Source organism: Bradyrhizobium sp. RP6 (assembly GCF_003837805.1).
Taxonomy (GTDB): Bacteria; Pseudomonadota; Alphaproteobacteria; order Rhizobiales; family Xanthobacteraceae; genus Bradyrhizobium.
Window position 1 is genome coordinate 21,795 of sequence record NZ_RQIT01000018.1, and the last position, 17,236, is coordinate 39,030.

Genomic DNA, 17,236 nt, shown 5'->3' on the forward strand with positions numbered 1-17,236 from the left:
AGGTTTCCCCCCTCTAGCTTCCTCCTCCATTAGCGGAGGCGTAAGGTCGATTTCCCAACTAAGTGACTGTTATCGTGGACAAAACTCTATCGAGACAATCGCGCGGGAAGACCCCGTTGCCATGCTGAAAGCAGCCTGCATCGCGTTGGCAGCAACGTCGGCCTTTGATTCCGCGACAAGCACCGCGTCATGAAGTGGCAGGGCGGTGACCCCGAGGCTCGCCAGATGGGCGATGATCCCGATCAACATATCGCTCTCGACGCGCATCAATTGAAAGCCTAGCCCGGTCCCGAACAAATGAGCGATAGGTTGATGACGCGCGGCTAGCATCTCGGTCGCGGTCCGGAGTTTAAAGCCCGAGGGGAAGTGCTGAAGCGTGCCCTCTGGCCAATTCCGGAGAGGTCCGTCCGAGAACAACATCGCGTTCATCAGCGTCTTCCAGCCATCTCGGCCGGAGCCATCTCCTGCGACGTCATAGATGTCGCCTTCCGGCTGCGGCTTGTCGGCCCTTGCGTATGCGAGGCGAGGAAAAAGTTGCCTGTAATCGACATCAGCAATTCGCTCGCCATCGATCCGGATGCGCTCAAACCGCTCGGTTCGCTCCATGCCCATCCAGAAGCCACCAGCGAGGCGGCCCCCCTGTTTCCAGTCGGCATTATTGAAGATCCGGCGGAGGGAGCGGCGATAGGGAGCGATGACCTGCCCATCTTTGCCCAGAGATAGGCCGGCGTCCTGACCAGTCACCGCGATATCTGCGCTGCGCAGACCCTCATTGATGCGCCGTACCTGTCTCGAAAATTGACGAGTCTTCGCGGACTCGCGAAAGGCAATCGCGCGGGCACGCCCATCATCATCCTTGCCTTCTTTTAAAATGATCAGAGCGCGGTCGTCGACTTGCTCGACGCTTCGCCAATCGGGTGGCGCTAGCGGAAGATGCTCAGCGAGCGATGCGCTTGGTCGAATGAGCGACGGCACGCGCATTTTATCGGACAGCCTATATCCCCTTTGCTCCTCCTCGATCAGGCCAAGCGATGCAAGGCCATCTATCGCGCATAAGAAGTGCTGGCCGTAGACCGGGTTGGCGCTGCCATCGCCCCGCCAAAGAAAGCCGTGCGACCGGGGCACCGCGAGCTTTGGGCCGCAATCGATTGCGCTAAGCAGGATCAAGTTGCAGGCCAGCGCCTCCACGGCGAGGCCGAACTTCTCCTCATCTGCTTCTTTCCGGGCTCGCTTCCTCGCGCCGCTCGCGGATTCGTGGTGCAGGAGTGCATCGCGCAGGCGGTAGACTGCATAGCGAAGCTCGGCTGTCTTGGCCCGGAGCAGTGGATCGAACCACATTATGTTGGGTGATTGCGTCATGGGGCCGTGAAGTATGTGTTCAAAGTGGCCTGCTCGAACCCTCGATATGCACGCACTGCTTCACTCCGACCAGATCGCTCATGAGAATGCTGCGACCCGCGAATACTTTCGGCCATCGATCAGCTCGCCGCGCGGGGCCGTCCATAGCGCTGCCGGTGGTCCAGGATGCCGGAGACATGCTTCTCAATGACCCAGTCGCAGGGCTCTTCCAGCATGCGCCCCATCTCCCTCAGAACCCGCCCGGTGGACTTGGGGAAGGCGTGCATTTCGACCTGCCGCTTCCTGCCCTGATGGTCCTCCAGGACCCACACACGATGCGTGCCGGAGGCCAGACGGTGGACGGCCTTGCAGATTTGCACTGTCCGAAACTCCTTTGCGCGGGGCGCTGTGGCGTCGGCCTTGATGAGGGCCGCGACGGCGAGGACAATGGAGACAATCCGCTGCGGGGGCACGCCTTCAACACGGAGCCTCGCCAGTCCGATTTTGGCCCGCTTTGTGGCGGGCATACCTTTGAGGCGGGTCGCAATTTCCACCGGGCCAGCGTCCTCTAGAGCCCGTCCCATGTCCGCAATCGCGGCGGCGATGAACTTATCGTTAGCTGCCCGAAGGCCGACATACGCCGTCGCTGCCGTGATGAAAGGCCGCAACTCGGAAGCCTTGAAGCTCGGCCGCCAGTAGGACCCATGACGCTGCCGGTGCTCAACGTGGCGCCTACAGTGGAAAGGGGCGAGGCCTTCGCGGGCCGCCTTCATGGTCGGGCGCCCGCAACCGGGAATGGCGCACTTGGCTGATGCTGTGAGCGGGCCTAATCGGATGCTCTCTTTGAGAGCCGCCTTGCGCTTAATGCTTCTCTTCATTGCGGGCAACTTGGTTGCAAATGCTTAGTCAGAGAGGTTCAGTTCGAAACTCGGGGGCCCCTTTGCAACGAACCTTTGTGTCGTATAGAACTCGTCCTTGAGATGCGATTTGATCAATCCGATCTGCTCTTCCTCTGTCTCGCCTATTGCCGGCCGCAGGCCCCAATCGAATAGATCAAGATGCCGAACGGTGGTCTCCCACTGCTCAGCATTCTGGATAGGCGTCACTGGCTTGCCCTGTTGCTGTTTCTGAAGCGCGTTCTTTACCTGCTCGATTCTTGTCTTCAGATGTGCGGAGTTTAGGATCAGTTCCAACTTGCTAGGCTCCACTCCGTGCTCATCGAGCGAAGTCAACAGGGCGGCCAAGCACATCATTTCCGGTAGCGTTGACTCCTTGCTCTTGATCCAACTCGCAGCGAATCCCTTTAGCGAGCCATCAAAGAAGACTCGGACGCCGTAGGAAAATCTGGGCCGGAGTGGCTTCCAAGGGTATGGTTCATCCTGCTTTGAGGGGCGGAAGGTCGTGATGAAGGCTCGAACTAGGGAGGGCATTTCACGCTCGCTTGAATCTAAGCTACTTAAATATGATGCCCTTGATTAGCTCGCTAGAGTTTCGCAGCTTTCTGTCATTGAAATGGTGGCGTGGCCCTTCATTTCATCTTCGAGCGCCGCAACCGCATCTCTATCATCGCGACTGTGGGCGCCGACCATGTCTCCCCTCCCCTCGCAGTAGGGATGCCCCGCGCTGTCAATGCTCGTGCTATTGCCGTAGGCGTCCTTACGCCTTCCCTCCTTAGGGTGGCTAGAAGGGGCGCAAGGTCTTGTGCTCGTCTATCTGCAAGTCGAGACTGCTCTTCCCTCCCTCTTGCTTGTGCCGCACGGGAAAGGCCTCCCCCTCGGTGTCCTCCAAGCTGTTGCCCTCGCGCCTTCGCGGCCTTTAGCGCTGACTTGGTACGGACAGAGACTAGACCCGCCTCTAGCTCCGCGACCGCTGCCATCTGCTGGAGCATGAAGCGCCCGGTGGGTCCTTCAATGGCAGGTAGGTCAGCGAAGCGCACGTCCACCCCCGCTTCTAGTAGGCGCTCTAAGAAGCCTACGGAGCGGGTTAGGCGATCAACCTTGGCGACCACGAGGGCCGCCCTATGGAGACGTGCTGCTGCTAATGCTTCGTCTAGGGCGGGCCTGTCGCTGCGTCGTCCGCTCTCGACCTCCGTGAACTCAGCGATGACGTTCGCCTGCCCATCTCCAAGGTAGCTCGCTACGGCGGCCCTCTGTGCATCGAGGCCTAAGCCTGACTGGCCCTGCTTGCGGGTGGACACTCGGTAATAAGCAACAAATCGGCGCTTCACGATCATTTCCTCCTCGATGGCGGCTCGCGAAAAACTTAATCAACGAGCGTTGTCACCATATTTTTTGGATGAATCGTCCGGCAAGAGGGGCGGCATGAGTCATAAGGACTCAGGTGAAGCGAAGACGGCAACCATTGCGACAGCCAAGAAGGGGACCACCCTGAGTAGGATGGAAGGTTGAGACCGGGGTCGAGCGGTGTTGGTCACGATGAAGGAAGGCTCAGAAGTTGACCCCCGGCACGGGGGGAGAACAGCAAGCCGTCGCCACGAGGTCACCTCTCAGATGCGGGACCCTCAAATGATATCCGCCGGGCTCGGCAGGGGCGAACGTGAAGATGGCCGTGAGAGAGGCACCCGTTGTCACGGGACTGCGCCCTGCTAGTATGGGCTTTCTGCGTGTGCCGAAGCTAACGTTCAGCCTGTGGGTGGTTGGGGTTCTTCCCAGAGAACACTTGGATATTGCAGATGTTTGGAATGTTTAAGTCCAGTTCGGACCGCGCGATGGATGCTGTGGTCGCTTTCGTAAGAGATACCCTCTCGCCCCATCCTCTGCCTGCTGCCGTGCTCGCTGATCGTTATTGCATCGGCTTTCTACAGATGGTGGGTGTGCATGTCGCTTCTCAGTATCTGCCCAAAGGAAGTGGCATTGATGGAGCGAAGGCTGTCTTCATTAAAGCAATGGAGCGACTTGCGCCGAGCCGCGCGGGAGAGATAGCGGAGACGCTCCCGTTCCTTAAAAATGACGAAACTTTTCTTCGAGGCACTAAAGACGGTGACCTTTATATGGGGTGGAAGCTGCTGAAACTTGCACCGGAGCGTGACGGTCAAGCTGCCCTCGCAAGATTTGATAGCCGGATAGAAGAGGTCTCGTCACCCGATAAAGCAAAGTCTCCGAGCAATCAGGCGTCAAACGCAAATGCTCGCGAAGCGAAAGGGTCAATCTCTTTCACGGATTGGGAAGCAAAAGACAAAAATGAGGGTTTTGATGGTCCCGCGAAACAAGAGATAACTCGCACTTATTCGTTCTCTCATCCCAAAGCCCCATCCGCCACGCTGTCCATCGAGTGCGCCCTTGAAGTTGAGATCATGCCGGATGGAGAAACGGCCAGCATAGACAGAAAGTTACGGTTTCACTTGCGGCCGTTCCGTCTTCCTCATGGGGCAGACTTCGTTATGCGCCTCGTAACAAGAGACGAGTCTCAGGGCGGTGAGTTCGATATTGTGGCCGAACCACGAGAGCCGGGCAGCGAATGGTCGACCATAGCCAAGTATGGCGGCAGGAACGATGTCGCGACATGCGTCAACACGTTGCGATCCGGCCGAGACATGCTGTTCCGTTTGCGCGATGAGCGAGAGCTTCTAGTCGATTTCCTCCTGCCGAACGATGGGTCGTTCCAGAGATTGTATGAAGAGACGTTGCAGCGTCTTCAGCAGCGGGCCGTCCTGAATCAAACCTTGCGATATAACGCCCAGCTACAGCGCGATCAGCGGACTGACAACAAGCCAAGGACACCGCAGCGGATCAAGGGCGGAGACTGGTCTGTGGTGGGCTCTGGTCATGAATTCACGTTGTCGCGTAAATACTCGTCACCCCGCGAAACAATTGAGATTATCTGCGACGTGAGAAGCTCCAAGGACGTAAACATGTGGTCTCCGATCTGAGAGTCCGGATGAGTCCGCTTCGCTTTGGCCAACATAAGTCTCTAGTGCTCGGACTTTTCACCGAAGAACCGAAGGGCGCACTGGTGGAAGTGGAAGTGATTGGGGCCAACGGTGGAGCATCTGACGCTGTATTGCTCGTCCACCGAGAGGATGCGCACAAGGTATTACGGGCCATCGCCTCGGGAGACGATCTTCACTTCGCTATCATGCGGCCCGCTCCGCCAGATGAGGAGCCATTTCTAGCCGATCCGCTCGACAGCCTTGCCTGGCTAGTTCTCGTAAATGATGAGCAATTCAAGGCGCTCTTCGAGGACGCAACTGAGAAGGTCAGCATCTGCCAAGACGCAACGCGGGCTCGGCAACTCCGTGAGAACTGGTATCGGCGGCGAACGCCGGGGCTAAATTCGGGCTTGTAGCAAGCGAGTGCTCGTAGACTCGGCTCAGAGCTTTCCGTTCCGAATCGTGTTGAAGGTTTAGCTTACTAGGCAAAGAACATAAAACGAACATTTACTGTTTGTCTGCAATGTGAGACCTTACGATTCGGCTTGAGTGCGGGCGGGCGAAACAAGTGAGCATTGAAATTCAGAGGCAAAAAGCACGGGGCGCATTTTTTACGCCACCGGCTATAAGTCATTTTTTAGTTGAGTGGGCGGTGCGCCGCAGGTCCGATAGAGTGCTCGAGCCTTCTTGCGGGGACGCCGCCTTCTTGGTCCCAGCAGCAGAACGGCTCAGAGACTTGGGTGTCTCTCGCCGTAACATCCCAAACCAGCTTCAGGGCGTAGAAATTCACAAGGCCTCCGTTGAGGAGGCCGAAGAGCGTCTCGACGAGGAGGGGCTCTCCGCGACGATCGTCCATTCAGATTTCTTCGATTGTGAGCCAAGGCCCGTTTTCGACGCGGTGGTCGGTAATCCGCCCTTCATCCGCTATCAGTCGTTCTCGGGAGAGGCGAGAGCCAAAAGCTTGCGAGCGGCGCTCGCCCACGGGGTGCGGCTCACTGCGCTTGCCAGTAGCTGGGCCGCGTTTGTCATCCACGCATCCGAGTTTCTTAATGAGAACGGACGCCTTGGGATGGTGCTTCCTGCCGAGTTGCTCTCGGTTAACTATGCAGCTGAAGTTAGGAGATTCCTCCTAAATCGATTCGCGAACGTTCGGCTGGTCCTTTTCGACAATCTCGTTTTTCCCGGTGTTACGGCCGAGGTCGTGCTGTTGCTCGCGGAAGGACGAGGAACAGCAAAAAGCTTCGAGGTGATACAGCTGCGGGACTTGGCTGCATTGGCTGATCTCAATGGCCCGGGAAGTCTCGATTTCTTGCCCTCAGGTGGTGAGAAGTGGACGCCCGCACTAATCTCTAGTGATGCGCTAAAGGTGTATCGCGACCTCACGCGCGAACGGGCCTTTAGTCGTTTGGTCGATTGGGGCGAAACCTACTTGGGAAATGTTACCGGGAACAACGGTTACTTCACTCTCACCGCGGAGCAAGTCGGGAAGCTTAAACTCGGGCCCGAGGATCTATTGAAGATTTCTCCTCCAGGATCGCGGCATCTGAGAGGGCTAACTTTCACCGCCAAAGCGTGGAGGGAGATGGCTAACCGAGGTGCTCGCTCTTATCTGTTCGCGCCACAGGGAGATGTTCTTTCTCCCGCTGCACGCGCCTATGTCACGGACGGAGAAAGGAAGGAGGTCCAGAAGGCCTACAAGTGTAGCAATCGAACTCCGTGGTGGCGTGTCCCGCAGGTTGAGAAGCCCGATATCCTCTTCTCATATATGAACCACGACCATCCACGGCTTATCGCCAACGATGCCGGAATCTCGATCCTCAATTCGCTCTATGGACTAAAGCTTCGGGATCAGCTGAGGGATGTCGGCAAATCTCTTTTGCCTATAGCGTGTCTGAATAGCCTGACGCTCCTCGGTTCGGAGGTCGTTGGTCGTGCGTACGGCGGGGGGTTGCTGAAGCACGAGCCGCGAGAAGCAGACCTGCTGCCTACTCCTTCTGCTGAAGCGCTCGATGAAATCGGCGGACAGCTGGCCCTTTTGAAACCACAGCTGGCAATTGCGCTCCGGTCTAACGACCTTTCAGCGGCAGTCAGACTCGTAGATTCCGTCGTGCTCACAAAGCATATGCGGATTACCGAACATGAACTGCAAGGTCTGAGAAGGGCTCGCGAGCTTCTCTTCAATAGGCGTGTATCACGGGCGGTCAGTGCACGTGTCTCGGATTGATGATCTTCTTAAGCAGGCGATTTCGGGGCTAGGCCCCAAGCCGACGGATTCCGAGCCGCAAAATGTAAAGCGCCGATATAGCGAAAGGCTTTCGGAGTGTGTCGCTTTGGCTGTTGCTGCGGAGCTCCGCGAGCGCGGACTTAAAGAGGCGCGTCCCGCGAGCCCCGGCGAGTTAGACTCTTCGGGAGCGGAGCGACGGATGGCTGGCGGTCTTGGCGCGAAGAAGGTGGATGTGACGTGGGCTACCGAGGAGGCGGGCCTGCTATTGGCTATCTCGATCAAGAGCATCAATTTTCGCGACTCAAGCACAAAGAACTTTCAAAAGAATCTAGTCAACAGGCGGGGTGATATGTTGATGGAAGCTGTTACGCTCCATCGTCGGTTTCCCTACGCAGTACTTGGCGCATTCTTTTTCTTTGACAAGGATGCAGAATTGGATGGAACGAGCAAGCGGAAGTCTACTTTCATCAACGCTCACGCCCGGTTGCGGTTGTTTACTGGCCGTGCCGATCCAGCTGGAAGAGACGAGCAATTCGAACGCTTCTACATTCTGCTTCTGGATGCCGAGGCTGCCATGCCTGTACGAGCTTTTGAGGTTGGAAACCCCGGGACGCAAATCGATCTCGCTGTAATATTCGACGATCTCCTAAACCTCACGGCCGAACGAAATCCGGACTTTTACGAATTCGATTCAGGTGAATTGAGGAATGTTAGATAAGAGACACGACCACCCAGTCTCGGGATCTGCAGTATGAAAAGCTTCGACTCTCGCGTTTACAGCATCAACGATTTTGTCGAATGGGATAAGCATAAGCAGCTTATCTTAAACCCGACGTTTCAAAGGAGGGCTGTGTGGAGCGATAAGGCGAAAAGCTTTCTCATGGACACCATCGTGCGCGGAAAGCCAATTCCCAAAGTGTTCATTCGGCAGAAGATCAACGTCACAACCAAAGTTTCGGCTCGAGAAGTCGTAGACGGTCAGCAGCGTTTGAGATCGATACTGTCTTATATTAAGGATGGGTTCGCAATACCTAAGCGCATGCACCCGGAATACGGCGGCCTCCTGTTCAGCCAGCTTCCGGAAGATGTGCAATCGCAAATCCTTTCTTACGAGATTGCGGTGGATCTGCTTATCAACCTGCCCGACGCTGAGATTCTTGACATATTCGGGCGGCTGAACTCGTATGCAGTTATTCTAAATGAGCAAGAGAAGCTCAACGCGAACCACTTCGGTGCATTCAAGGTGCTCGCCGATCAAGTCGGTCGAAAATACTACGAGTACTGGATCAAGCAAAAAATATTGACCGCCAAGGAAATCCTCCGAATGGCGGAGGTGGCCCTGGTCGCCGACCTGTTGATCGCTCTACTTGAAGGGATAAAAAACCGAAAGCAAGTCGCGCGATACTATGACCGCTTCGAAGACAGCTTCGATCACGATCCCGTTCAGGTCGAGGCAAACTTTGACGCAGTTATCGTGACGATTACGAAGCTCTTTCCTGAAGGACTTGGTGAAACGGAATTCAGTCGCCCCTTTTTGTTCTACACTCTTTTCACCGCTGTGGCCCATTGCATTCACGGGCTGCCCAATCTCGACCGCCCGAGACTCGCGCTAACCACGGATGCGATGATCGCAAAGGCCCGAAATGGGCTGGATAGGGTCGAGGAGCTATTTGCTATTAAAGACGCCGGCCAGCTAACCGAGCAAGAGCAGCAGTTCCTTCAAGACAGCCGCCGCGCCACGACTGACCCCAAGGTGCGCGAGCGCAGGACCGAATACCTCTTATCGCTCATGGGATGAACTGCCGTGCCAGCCGCGCAAACACTCGCAGAATTTCGGGCGAGCGTAGCTCAGTGCGAAAGCCTCATTGCGAATGCGCATAAGGTCGATGCCACGGGAGCTTCTATCCTGCCGCCCATCGACCGAGAGCAGATCACGGTTGCGGCGTTTCTGAACATGTTTATCGCATGGGAAGCTTTCCTCGAAGCGTCTATCCACGAGACCATGGTCGGAGGCGCGGCGATAGGGGGCGGCCAGCCAGTGCGATACGTCAGTCCCCCGGACATCGTAGCGGCGCAGAAGCTTGTCAAAGGCACAATGCGCTATTTCGACTTTGCCAATCACGACAACGTCCGAACAATAGTTAACCTGTATTTTCAAAACGGATATCCATACGAGCCGCATCTCAGCGCCATCGTGTCAGACCTGATTGACCTTCGGACAATGCGGAATGCATCCGCGCACATTTCGTCGACCACCCGACAGGCTTTGGAATCCTTGGCGGGACGAATTTTCGGAGCACCGCAGCCTGGCATCACCCTTTATACCTTGCTGACATCGGTGGACCCTCGCGCGGCGAACGGCGACACGGTATTGGTCGCTTACAGACGTAAACTAGATGCGGCCGCCGAGCTAATCTCCAACGGCTGAAACGAGCGCTCCCGCCTATGCGGCCCGCTCTTTGCGGTTCCCACGGAGTAACCTTGGTGTGTAACAACTGAGAGTCGCTCTTGAATTATTCCAATGAATTCAATATTTTGAAGGGAGGCCTATGCAATCCTTTCCTGGGCACCATACATTTCTGGATCGCAAACAAATCCAGATAGATAAGCCCTTTCAGAGTGTTGCGTTGGCATCGGGGCCATGAGCCGAGAAAGTGCAGTGCGCTGTGTCTTGGGATCGTGTGCTTTGGGCTTGTGCCTCTTGGTCGGTGCGTGTGCTTCCGCGAACGCCGCAGCAAGAGGGCATCACAAGTTGCGACATGTCACCGTTCGGCCGGGCGAGGCCGCGGCTCCGGTCTATGTCACTCCGAATGGTGTGCGCATCTATCGCGACGATTCCGTTCCCGGCGGTCTGCGGACCGACCACGACGACCCTCCCGCCTATGACGATCCATCCAAGTTCGGCGGCGGCTGATCACACCACCTGCTTCCCCATCCGCTCCGCCACCGCCTTCTGCACGAAGTACATCATCACCAGCGTGACGATCGTCGTCGCGACGACGACGTAGCCGATCCGGTCGAAATGGATCAGCGAACCGTCGGGCGCCTGCGCGATGATCGCGCCGGCGAGCACCGAGCCGAGTCCGCCGGAGAGCTGCTGCAGCGAGGCGCTGACCGCGCTGAACGAGCCGCGCTGGCTCGCGTCGGGAATCGCCGACATCAGCGCCTGCGACGGGATCATCCGCGAGAAGATGCCGACGAACATCAGGACGTTGACGAGGATCGCGGTCGCGAGCGAGACGTGGCCGAGATGTGTGTAGATCAGCACCATGGCCACGGTCATCGCGCAGCCGAACACGAAGGTCGGATATTTGCCGAACGCATCGCTGGCACGGCCGACCAGCGGCCCCGTGACGATGCTGAACAGGCCGGAGACGAGATAGATCGTCGGCAGATGCGTGATGTCGATGCCGAGATTGTGCACGGTGTAGGCGCTGGAGAACGGCATCAGCATGTAACCGCCCGTCGCCAGCAGCGTCGTGACGGCGAAGGCGAGCGTATAGCGCGGCTCACCGAGCGTCGCGATCAGATGGCGGAACGCGTTCCTGTCCTGCTTCAGTTTCAGATGCGCATCGACCGGCTCCATGACCACGGCGATGATTGCGATCGCCGCGATCGACACGACCACGATCGCCGCGAAGCAGACGTGCCAATTCCAGTGATTGGCGAGAAACAGCCCGGCGGGAATGCCGAGCACCTGGCTCGCGGCGAACGCCGTCTGGAGGAAGCCCATGACACGGCCGCGCAGGTGCAGTGGAAACAGGTCGGTGATGATGGCGAGCACGACGGCGCCGATCACGCCGCCGAACAATCCGGTCACGATCCGGCCGAGCAGCAGCACGTGGTAGGTCTGCGCGGCCGCGCAGAGCGCAGTGCCGAGCGTGAAGCCGACATAGAAGAACAGCAGCAGCCGCTTGCGATCGAAGCGATCGGCGAAGCCGGCGGCGAGAATCCCCGATAGTCCCGCACTGAATGCGTAGGCCGACACCGCGACGCCGAACTGCCCCGCCGTGATATCGAGCGAGGGCATCAGGATGGCGCCGAGCGGCGACATGATGATGAAATCGAGAATGATCGTGAACTGCGTGAACGTCAGCAGCGCGATGAGGAGCGCCTGGTAGCGCGAGAAGCCGCGCTGGCGTTTGCCTTGGTCGTCGATCGGCGCGGCGAGCGTCTGTTCGGTCATTGGCACTTCATTCGTCGTGAGCGGGCGGGGCGGAGAGGCCGGCAACAGATAGGGTGCGCCGGGGCGAATTGCAGCGGGCTGGCCTGAAAACCTGCTCCGCCGGGGAGAGCAGCGGCTCATCATCTCGCGCGCCGTGGAGGATGTGAAACACTTTGCTTGCGTCGCGACCGGCTCGCGAGCGCAGGGCCAGCCGATCCCTCCAGTCGCGACCATGAGGTCGCGACCTGCACGTCATCGCCGCGATCTGATCGCCCGTAAGGCCGCGGCCGCCGCTTGCGTGACCTGTCGCCAGTGGCTACATCGCGGGCCATCCGTTTTAGCCTATGATATCGACGCACCGATTCGACCCGAGGTTTTGACACGCCATGACCGTACGCCTGCACCGCGGCGACCTGCCTGACCTGTCCCGCTACACCGGAGCGGTGGCGATCGACACCGAGACCATGGGGCTGAACCCGCACCGCGACCGGCTCTGCGTGGTGCAGCTCTCGCCCGGCGACGGCAGTGCCGACGTGGTGCAGATCCCCAAGGGGCACACCGACGCGCCGAACCTGAAGGCGCTCCTGGCCGATCCGGCCGTCACGAAGATCTTCCACTTCGCGCGTTTCGATATCGCGGTGCTGTACCAGACCTTCGGCGTCATGACCGGGCCGATCTACTGCACCAAGATCGCCTCCCGCCTGACCCGCACCTATACCGACCGCCATGGCCTGAAGGACCTCGTGCGCGAGGTGCTCAACATCGACCTCTCCAAGCAGCAGCAGTCGAGCGACTGGGGTTCCGACAGCCTGACCGAGCCGCAGCTCGCCTACGCCGCCTCCGACGTGCTGCATCTGCACGGCTTGCGCGAGCGGCTCGATGCCATGCTGGTGCGGGAAGGCCGCAGCCAGCTGGCGCAGGCCTGTTTCGACTTCCTGCCGACCCGCGCCCTGCTCGACCTCCAGGGCTGGGCGGAAGAGGACATTTTCGCGCATTCCTAAGGCCCGGCGCGGCGGTTAGCCCGAGATTGCCGCCCCGTTTCGGACACTTTCGTAACGGCCTGTCGCCGGCTGCATATTCGGGCGGCACGGGATAGAATGGGGTGCCCGGAGCCGGACACGGCGGACGAGAGTTCAGGAGCCCAAGCAAGTAGGAACCCAGGTGAATTCGGCCCAGAATCCCACCTACGACGCCGCGCTTGCGGCGAAGTTCGCCAGCGCGGCGCGACACAGCCGCCTGGTGCGGATTCTGCGCATTGCGGTTCCGGGCGCGGTGCTGTTGTCCATGGCTGCCATCGTCGGCGTCTCGATCTTCAATCCGTTCCGCATGCTGATGCCGAAGCTGCCGCTCGATTCCGGAAACATGGTGGTGTCGGGCACCAAGATCACGATGGAATCGCCGCACCTCGCCGGTTTCACGCCGGACCAGCGGCCCTACGAGCTCTGGGCCAAGACCGCGACCCAGGACATCACCGACCCAGATCATGTCGATCTCAAGGACCTGCGCGCGAAGGTGTTGATGGAGGATCAATCGACGCTGTTCCTCGATGCCCGCACCGGTCGTTTCGACAACAAGCAGCAGCAGCTCGACCTGCACAAGGACATCTTCCTGCGCACCTCGACCGGCTATGAGGCGCGGCTGAACTCGGCGTTCGTCGACATGGGCAAGGGCACGGTCTCCTCGGACGAGCGCGTCGACGTCACGCTGACCAATGGCACGCTGACCGCGGATCGCTTGCGAATTACCGAAGGTGGTGACGTCATCCGCTTCGAGGGCAATGTGGTGATGCACCTGGTCAAGCTGGATGGCCCGGCTACGGCTCAGCCTGCGCCGGTCGAGCCGACGCCGCCAGCACCGCCGGTGAAGACACGTACGCCGCAAAACAAGTCCGCCAATTCAAAGTGATTTTCATGATCAGGTTTTTTCCGCGCAGCGAAGACAAGCGTGGCGCCATCTTCGATGCGGCCGCGTTCGCCGCCGCTGTCGCGCTGGTCGCAACGGGCACCGCCATCGCACAGAGCACGATGCAGGGCGTGCCCAACGCGATGCAGGGCTTCTCGCAGAACCGCGATCAGCCGATCCAGATCGAAGCCGCCTCGCTGGAGATGCGTGACAAGAAGAAGGAGGCGACCTTCGCCGGCAATGTGAAGGTCGTGCAGGGCGACACCACCATGACCTCGAAGACGCTGGTGGTGTTCTACGAGTCCGGCGGCGACAAGCCGGCCGCGCCGCAGCCTGCGGCGAAGGGCGCGAAATCGGCGCCGATGCAGTCGGCGACGCCGGGTCCGGGCGGCAGCTCGTCGATCAAGCGGCTGGAGGCGCGCGGTAATGTCGTCGTGACCCAGAAGGACCAGGTGGTGACCGGCGAGACCGCCGTGTTCGACACCAGGACCAATCTCATCACCATGCTCGGCGGCGCGGGCGGCCAGGTGGTTCTGACGCAGTGCAAGAACGTGCTGCGCGGCGACCGCCTGATGGTCGACATGACGACCGGCGTGTCACGTGTCGAATCCGACAGCGGCCGGGTACAGGCCCTGCTGCCGCAGGGCGGCAGCAACGATTGCGGCCAAGGGGGACAAGCGGGACAAGGAGCCAAACCCGGCGCGGCACCGCCTTTGCAGTTGCCCGGCGCAAGTAAACAAAAGTAAATTCAATCGCTTGTCCCGGATGCTCGCGATCCGAGGTTGAAGCTTGGCCGGCGAGACTGTATTTAGCGCGCAGGGCTTTCGAAGCGGGATCCGCCGCTTTTCGGGCGTGTTTCACTGGGCATGAGACATCCCTTCACTCATGCTGCAACGGCGAATCGAAAGGCCGGTGCGGCAGATCGCACGAATTCGCGCAGGATCGTCGCGAAAAGGCTGGAAGGCGGGATGGTCGATCTCTTCAGCATGTTCCGTCGGCGCCCCGCCAAACGCGGCCGGCCAGGATTTGCGCGTCAGGACATCACCGCGCTCGGTGACGGCGTCGGCGGCTTGGTGACCAGTCCTGTCAGGGACGTGCCGCCGATCGCCCGCGACCAGCGGAAGCGTGCGCCAGACCAGTTCCAGGGCGACTACCAGGCCGACTATCAGGTCGAGCCGGCGCGTCCGCAGGCCGTTCACCCGGTCAGGGCCGCCGCCAAGCCCAATGGCGAGGGCGGGCCGCAGCTGCTGAATCGGCCCGGCTTCCTGGCTGTGCATAGCGTGGAAAAGAGCTTCGGCAGCCGCCAGGTGGTGCGCGGCGTCAGCATCTATGTGCGCCGCGGCGAGGCGGTCGGCCTGCTCGGGCCGAACGGCGCCGGCAAGACCACCGTGTTCTACATGATCACCGGCCTGATCAAGGCCGACCGCGGTGCGATCGAGCTCGACGGCCATGACGTGACGAAGCTTCCGATGTATCAGCGCGCGCGGCTCGGCATCGGCTACCTGCCGCAGGAGGCCTCGATCTTCCGCGGCCTCACCGTCGAGCAGAACATCCGCGCGGTGCTCGAAGTGGTCGAGCCCTCGCGCAAGAAGCGCGAGCAGCAGCTCGATTCGTTGCTCGACGAGTTCAACATCACGCGGCTGCGCAAATCGCCGTCGATCGCGCTGTCCGGCGGCGAGCGCCGCCGCGTCGAGATCGCGCGCGCGCTGGCGACGCGGCCGAACTACATGCTGCTCGACGAGCCCTTCGCCGGCATCGACCCGATTGCGGTCGGCGACATCCAGGATCTCGTCCGCCATCTCACCAATCGCGGCATCGGCGTCCTGATCACGGATCACAATGTGCGGGAGACGCTCGGCCTGACCGACCGCGCCTATATCGTCTATGCCGGGGAAATCTTGACCGAGGGAACCCCGGATGAGATCGTTGCCGATCCGGATGTCCGCCGCCTTTACCTTGGTGAGGAATTCCGCCTGTAGCCCTTTTTTGCGTTTCGTCAAGACGTGTACATCGGGCTCGGACTAGGATAAGCAAAAATCGGACCAAACGTTGGGAACGGTTCTTGCTTCATGGCGCTCACGCAGAGATTAGAGTTCCGGCAGTCGCAGTCGCTGGTGATGACGCCGCAGCTGATGCAGGCGATCAAGCTGCTGCAATTGTCCAATCTCGATCTCACGACGTTCGTGGAAGAGGAGCTCGAGCGCAATCCGCTGCTGGAACGGGCCAGTGACGAGGCCCCCGCGGGGGAGGGTTCCGTCGAGGCCAGGAGTTACGGCGATTCCGACGGCCAAGGCGACGGTCAGGGCGAGGACGGCTTCGGCGGGGGCGCCGAGGGCTTCGAGCCGGGCCAGGAAGAATGGATGAGCAAGGAGCTCGGCAGCCGTGCCGAGATCGAGCAGACCCTGGATACGGGCCTGGACAACGTCTTTTCCGAGGAGCCCGCCGAGGCTGCGGCGCGCAACGCCCAGGACGCTGCGCCGACCACCTATACGGAATGGGGCGGCGGCGCCTCTGGTGCCGAAGACTACAATCTCGAAGCTTTTGTCGCGGCCGAGACAACGTTGTCGGACCATCTCGCCGAGCAGCTCTCGGTCGCCTTCACCGCACCCGCCCAGCGCATGATCGGCCAGTACCTGATCGACCTCATCGACGAGGCCGGCTATCTGCCGGCCGATCTCGGCCAGGCCGCCGAGCGTCTTGGCGCATCGCAAGCCGAGGTCGAAGCCGTCCTCGCCGTGCTGCAGAAATTCGATCCGCCCGGCGTCTTCGCGCGCAATTTGAGCGAATGCCTGGCGATCCAGCTCCGCGAGCTCGACCGCTACGACCCCGCGATGCAGGCCCTGGTCGAGCATCTCGATCTGCTTGCCAAGCGCGACATCGTTGCCCTGCGCAAGATCTGCGGTGTCGACGACGAGGACATCGCCGACATGATCGGCGAGATCCGCCGCCTCAATCCCAAACCCGGCATGAAGTTCGGCTCGGCGCGCCTGCAGATCATGGTGCCCGACGTCTATGTCCGTCCGGGCCCCGACGGCGGCTGGCATGTCGAGCTCAACAGCGACACCTTGCCGCGCGTGCTGGTCAACCAGACCTATTATTCCGAGCTGTCGAAGAAGGTCGGCAAGGACGGCGACAAGTCCTATTTCACCGACGCGCTTCAGAACGCGACCTGGCTCGTGCGCGCGCTCGACCAGCGCGCCCGCACCATCCTGAAAGTTGCAACCGAGATCGTGCGCCAGCAGGACGGCTTCTTCACCCATGGCGTGGCGCACCTGCGGCCGCTCAATCTGAAGGCCGTCGCCGATGCCATTCAGATGCATGAATCCACGGTGTCGCGCGTCACCGCCAACAAATACATGGCGACCAATCGCGGCACGTTCGAGCTGAAATATTTCTTCACGGCCTCGATCGCCTCGGCCGACGGCGGCGAGGCGCATTCGGCCGAAGCCGTGCGTCACCACATCAAGCAGCTGATCGATTCGGAGGAGCCCTCCGCGATCCTGTCGGATGACACCATCGTGGAACGCTTGCGCGCTTCGGGCATTGATATTGCCCGCCGCACGGTCGCGAAGTACCGCGAAGCCATGCGCATACCCTCCTCGGTGCAACGCCGCCGCGACAAGCAGAGCGCCCTTGGTAACGTTCTCTCCACCGCATTGTCCGATCGCTCCCGCAACACCGAGCCGGCCTGATTGCGCCGACGCGAAATCGCGCTACT

General features: G+C 59.9%; 17 protein-coding genes. 12 read left to right on the forward strand and 5 right to left on the reverse strand.

The window, feature by feature from the left end; translation table 11 throughout:
* Window positions 1–69: 69 nt before the first annotated feature.
* The 4 genes from EHH60_RS26715 to EHH60_RS26730 all read right to left on the reverse strand — a co-directional run bounded on the left by EHH60_RS26715 (window position 70) and on the right by EHH60_RS26730 (window position 3,571).
* Window positions 70–1,359 carry a hypothetical protein gene (locus tag EHH60_RS26715; RefSeq protein ID WP_245454599.1) on the reverse strand — a complete coding sequence of 430 codons (1,290 nt, stop codon included), beginning with the start codon at window positions 1,357–1,359 and terminating at the stop codon, window positions 70–72.
* A 119-nt stretch (window positions 1,360–1,478) separates the two neighbouring features.
* Window positions 1,479–2,111: an RNA methyltransferase gene (locus EHH60_RS26720; RefSeq protein ID WP_245454600.1), complete on the reverse strand. Its 633-nt coding sequence runs from the start codon at window positions 2,109–2,111 to the stop codon at window positions 1,479–1,481.
* 129 nt (window positions 2,112–2,240) lie between these two features.
* Window positions 2,241–2,582 carry a hypothetical protein gene (locus EHH60_RS26725; protein ID WP_124162375.1) on the reverse strand — a complete coding sequence of 114 codons (342 nt, stop codon included), beginning with the start codon at window positions 2,580–2,582 and terminating at the stop codon, window positions 2,241–2,243.
* A 284-nt stretch (window positions 2,583–2,866) separates the two neighbouring features.
* A complete protein-coding gene (locus tag EHH60_RS26730) occupies window positions 2,867–3,571 on the reverse strand; it encodes a recombinase family protein (protein ID WP_124162376.1) in 705 nt (234 codons plus the stop codon).
* Between the two features lie 459 nt (window positions 3,572–4,030).
* Between EHH60_RS26730 and EHH60_RS26735 the strand changes: the two genes are divergently transcribed.
* The 7 genes from EHH60_RS26735 (at window position 4,031) to EHH60_RS38155 (ending at window position 10,365) form a co-directional block, all read left to right on the forward strand.
* A complete protein-coding gene (locus tag EHH60_RS26735; RefSeq protein WP_124162377.1) occupies window positions 4,031–5,227 on the forward strand; it encodes a hypothetical protein in 1,197 nt (398 codons plus the stop codon).
* 8 nt (window positions 5,228–5,235) lie between these two features.
* Window positions 5,236–5,643, forward strand: coding sequence for a hypothetical protein (locus tag EHH60_RS26740; RefSeq protein WP_124162378.1), 408 nt, complete (start codon window positions 5,236–5,238; stop codon window positions 5,641–5,643).
* Between the two features lie 152 nt (window positions 5,644–5,795).
* A complete protein-coding gene (locus tag EHH60_RS26745) occupies window positions 5,796–7,451 on the forward strand; it encodes an N-6 DNA methylase (RefSeq protein ID WP_124162379.1) in 1,656 nt (551 codons plus the stop codon).
* A complete protein-coding gene (locus tag EHH60_RS37700; RefSeq protein ID WP_199752050.1) occupies window positions 7,438–8,169 on the forward strand; it encodes a hypothetical protein in 732 nt (243 codons plus the stop codon). Before EHH60_RS26745 ends, EHH60_RS37700 begins: the two co-directional genes overlap by 14 nt.
* A 33-nt stretch (window positions 8,170–8,202) precedes the next feature.
* On the forward strand, window positions 8,203–9,249 hold the full coding sequence (locus tag EHH60_RS26755; protein ID WP_124162380.1) for a DUF262 domain-containing protein: 1,047 nt from the start codon (window positions 8,203–8,205) through the stop codon (window positions 9,247–9,249).
* Window positions 9,250–9,255: 6 nt separating this feature from the next.
* Window positions 9,256–9,879, forward strand: coding sequence for a hypothetical protein (locus tag EHH60_RS26760; RefSeq protein WP_124162381.1), 624 nt, complete (start codon window positions 9,256–9,258; stop codon window positions 9,877–9,879).
* 324 nt (window positions 9,880–10,203) lie between these two features.
* Window positions 10,204–10,365 (forward strand): hypothetical protein, encoded by a 162-nt coding sequence (locus EHH60_RS38155; RefSeq protein ID WP_245454601.1) that lies wholly within the window; start codon window positions 10,204–10,206, stop codon window positions 10,363–10,365.
* Here EHH60_RS38155 and EHH60_RS26770 read toward each other — a convergent pair whose 3' ends face one another.
* Window positions 10,366–11,637: an MFS transporter gene (locus tag EHH60_RS26770; RefSeq protein ID WP_124162383.1), complete on the reverse strand. Its 1,272-nt coding sequence runs from the start codon at window positions 11,635–11,637 to the stop codon at window positions 10,366–10,368.
* Between the two features lie 365 nt (window positions 11,638–12,002).
* Here EHH60_RS26770 and EHH60_RS26775 point away from each other — a divergent pair, with 365 nt between their 5' ends.
* The 5 genes from EHH60_RS26775 (at window position 12,003) to rpoN (ending at window position 17,210) form a co-directional block, all read left to right on the forward strand.
* On the forward strand, window positions 12,003–12,617 hold the full coding sequence (locus tag EHH60_RS26775; RefSeq protein WP_124162384.1) for a ribonuclease D: 615 nt from the start codon (window positions 12,003–12,005) through the stop codon (window positions 12,615–12,617).
* A gap of 160 nt (window positions 12,618–12,777) precedes the next feature.
* Window positions 12,778–13,521 carry an LPS export ABC transporter periplasmic protein LptC gene (gene lptC, locus EHH60_RS26780; protein WP_124162385.1) on the forward strand — a complete coding sequence of 248 codons (744 nt, stop codon included), beginning with the start codon at window positions 12,778–12,780 and terminating at the stop codon, window positions 13,519–13,521.
* A 5-nt stretch (window positions 13,522–13,526) separates the two neighbouring features.
* Window positions 13,527–14,264 (forward strand): LptA/OstA family protein, encoded by a 738-nt coding sequence (locus EHH60_RS26785; RefSeq protein WP_199752052.1) that lies wholly within the window; start codon window positions 13,527–13,529, stop codon window positions 14,262–14,264.
* A gap of 222 nt (window positions 14,265–14,486) precedes the next feature.
* Window positions 14,487–15,497 carry an LPS export ABC transporter ATP-binding protein gene (gene lptB / locus EHH60_RS26790; protein ID WP_124162387.1) on the forward strand — a complete coding sequence of 337 codons (1,011 nt, stop codon included), beginning with the start codon at window positions 14,487–14,489 and terminating at the stop codon, window positions 15,495–15,497.
* Between the two features lie 90 nt (window positions 15,498–15,587).
* On the forward strand, window positions 15,588–17,210 hold the full coding sequence (gene rpoN / locus EHH60_RS26795; protein ID WP_124162388.1) for an RNA polymerase factor sigma-54: 1,623 nt from the start codon (window positions 15,588–15,590) through the stop codon (window positions 17,208–17,210).
* The last annotated feature ends 26 nt before the right edge of the window (window positions 17,211–17,236 follow it).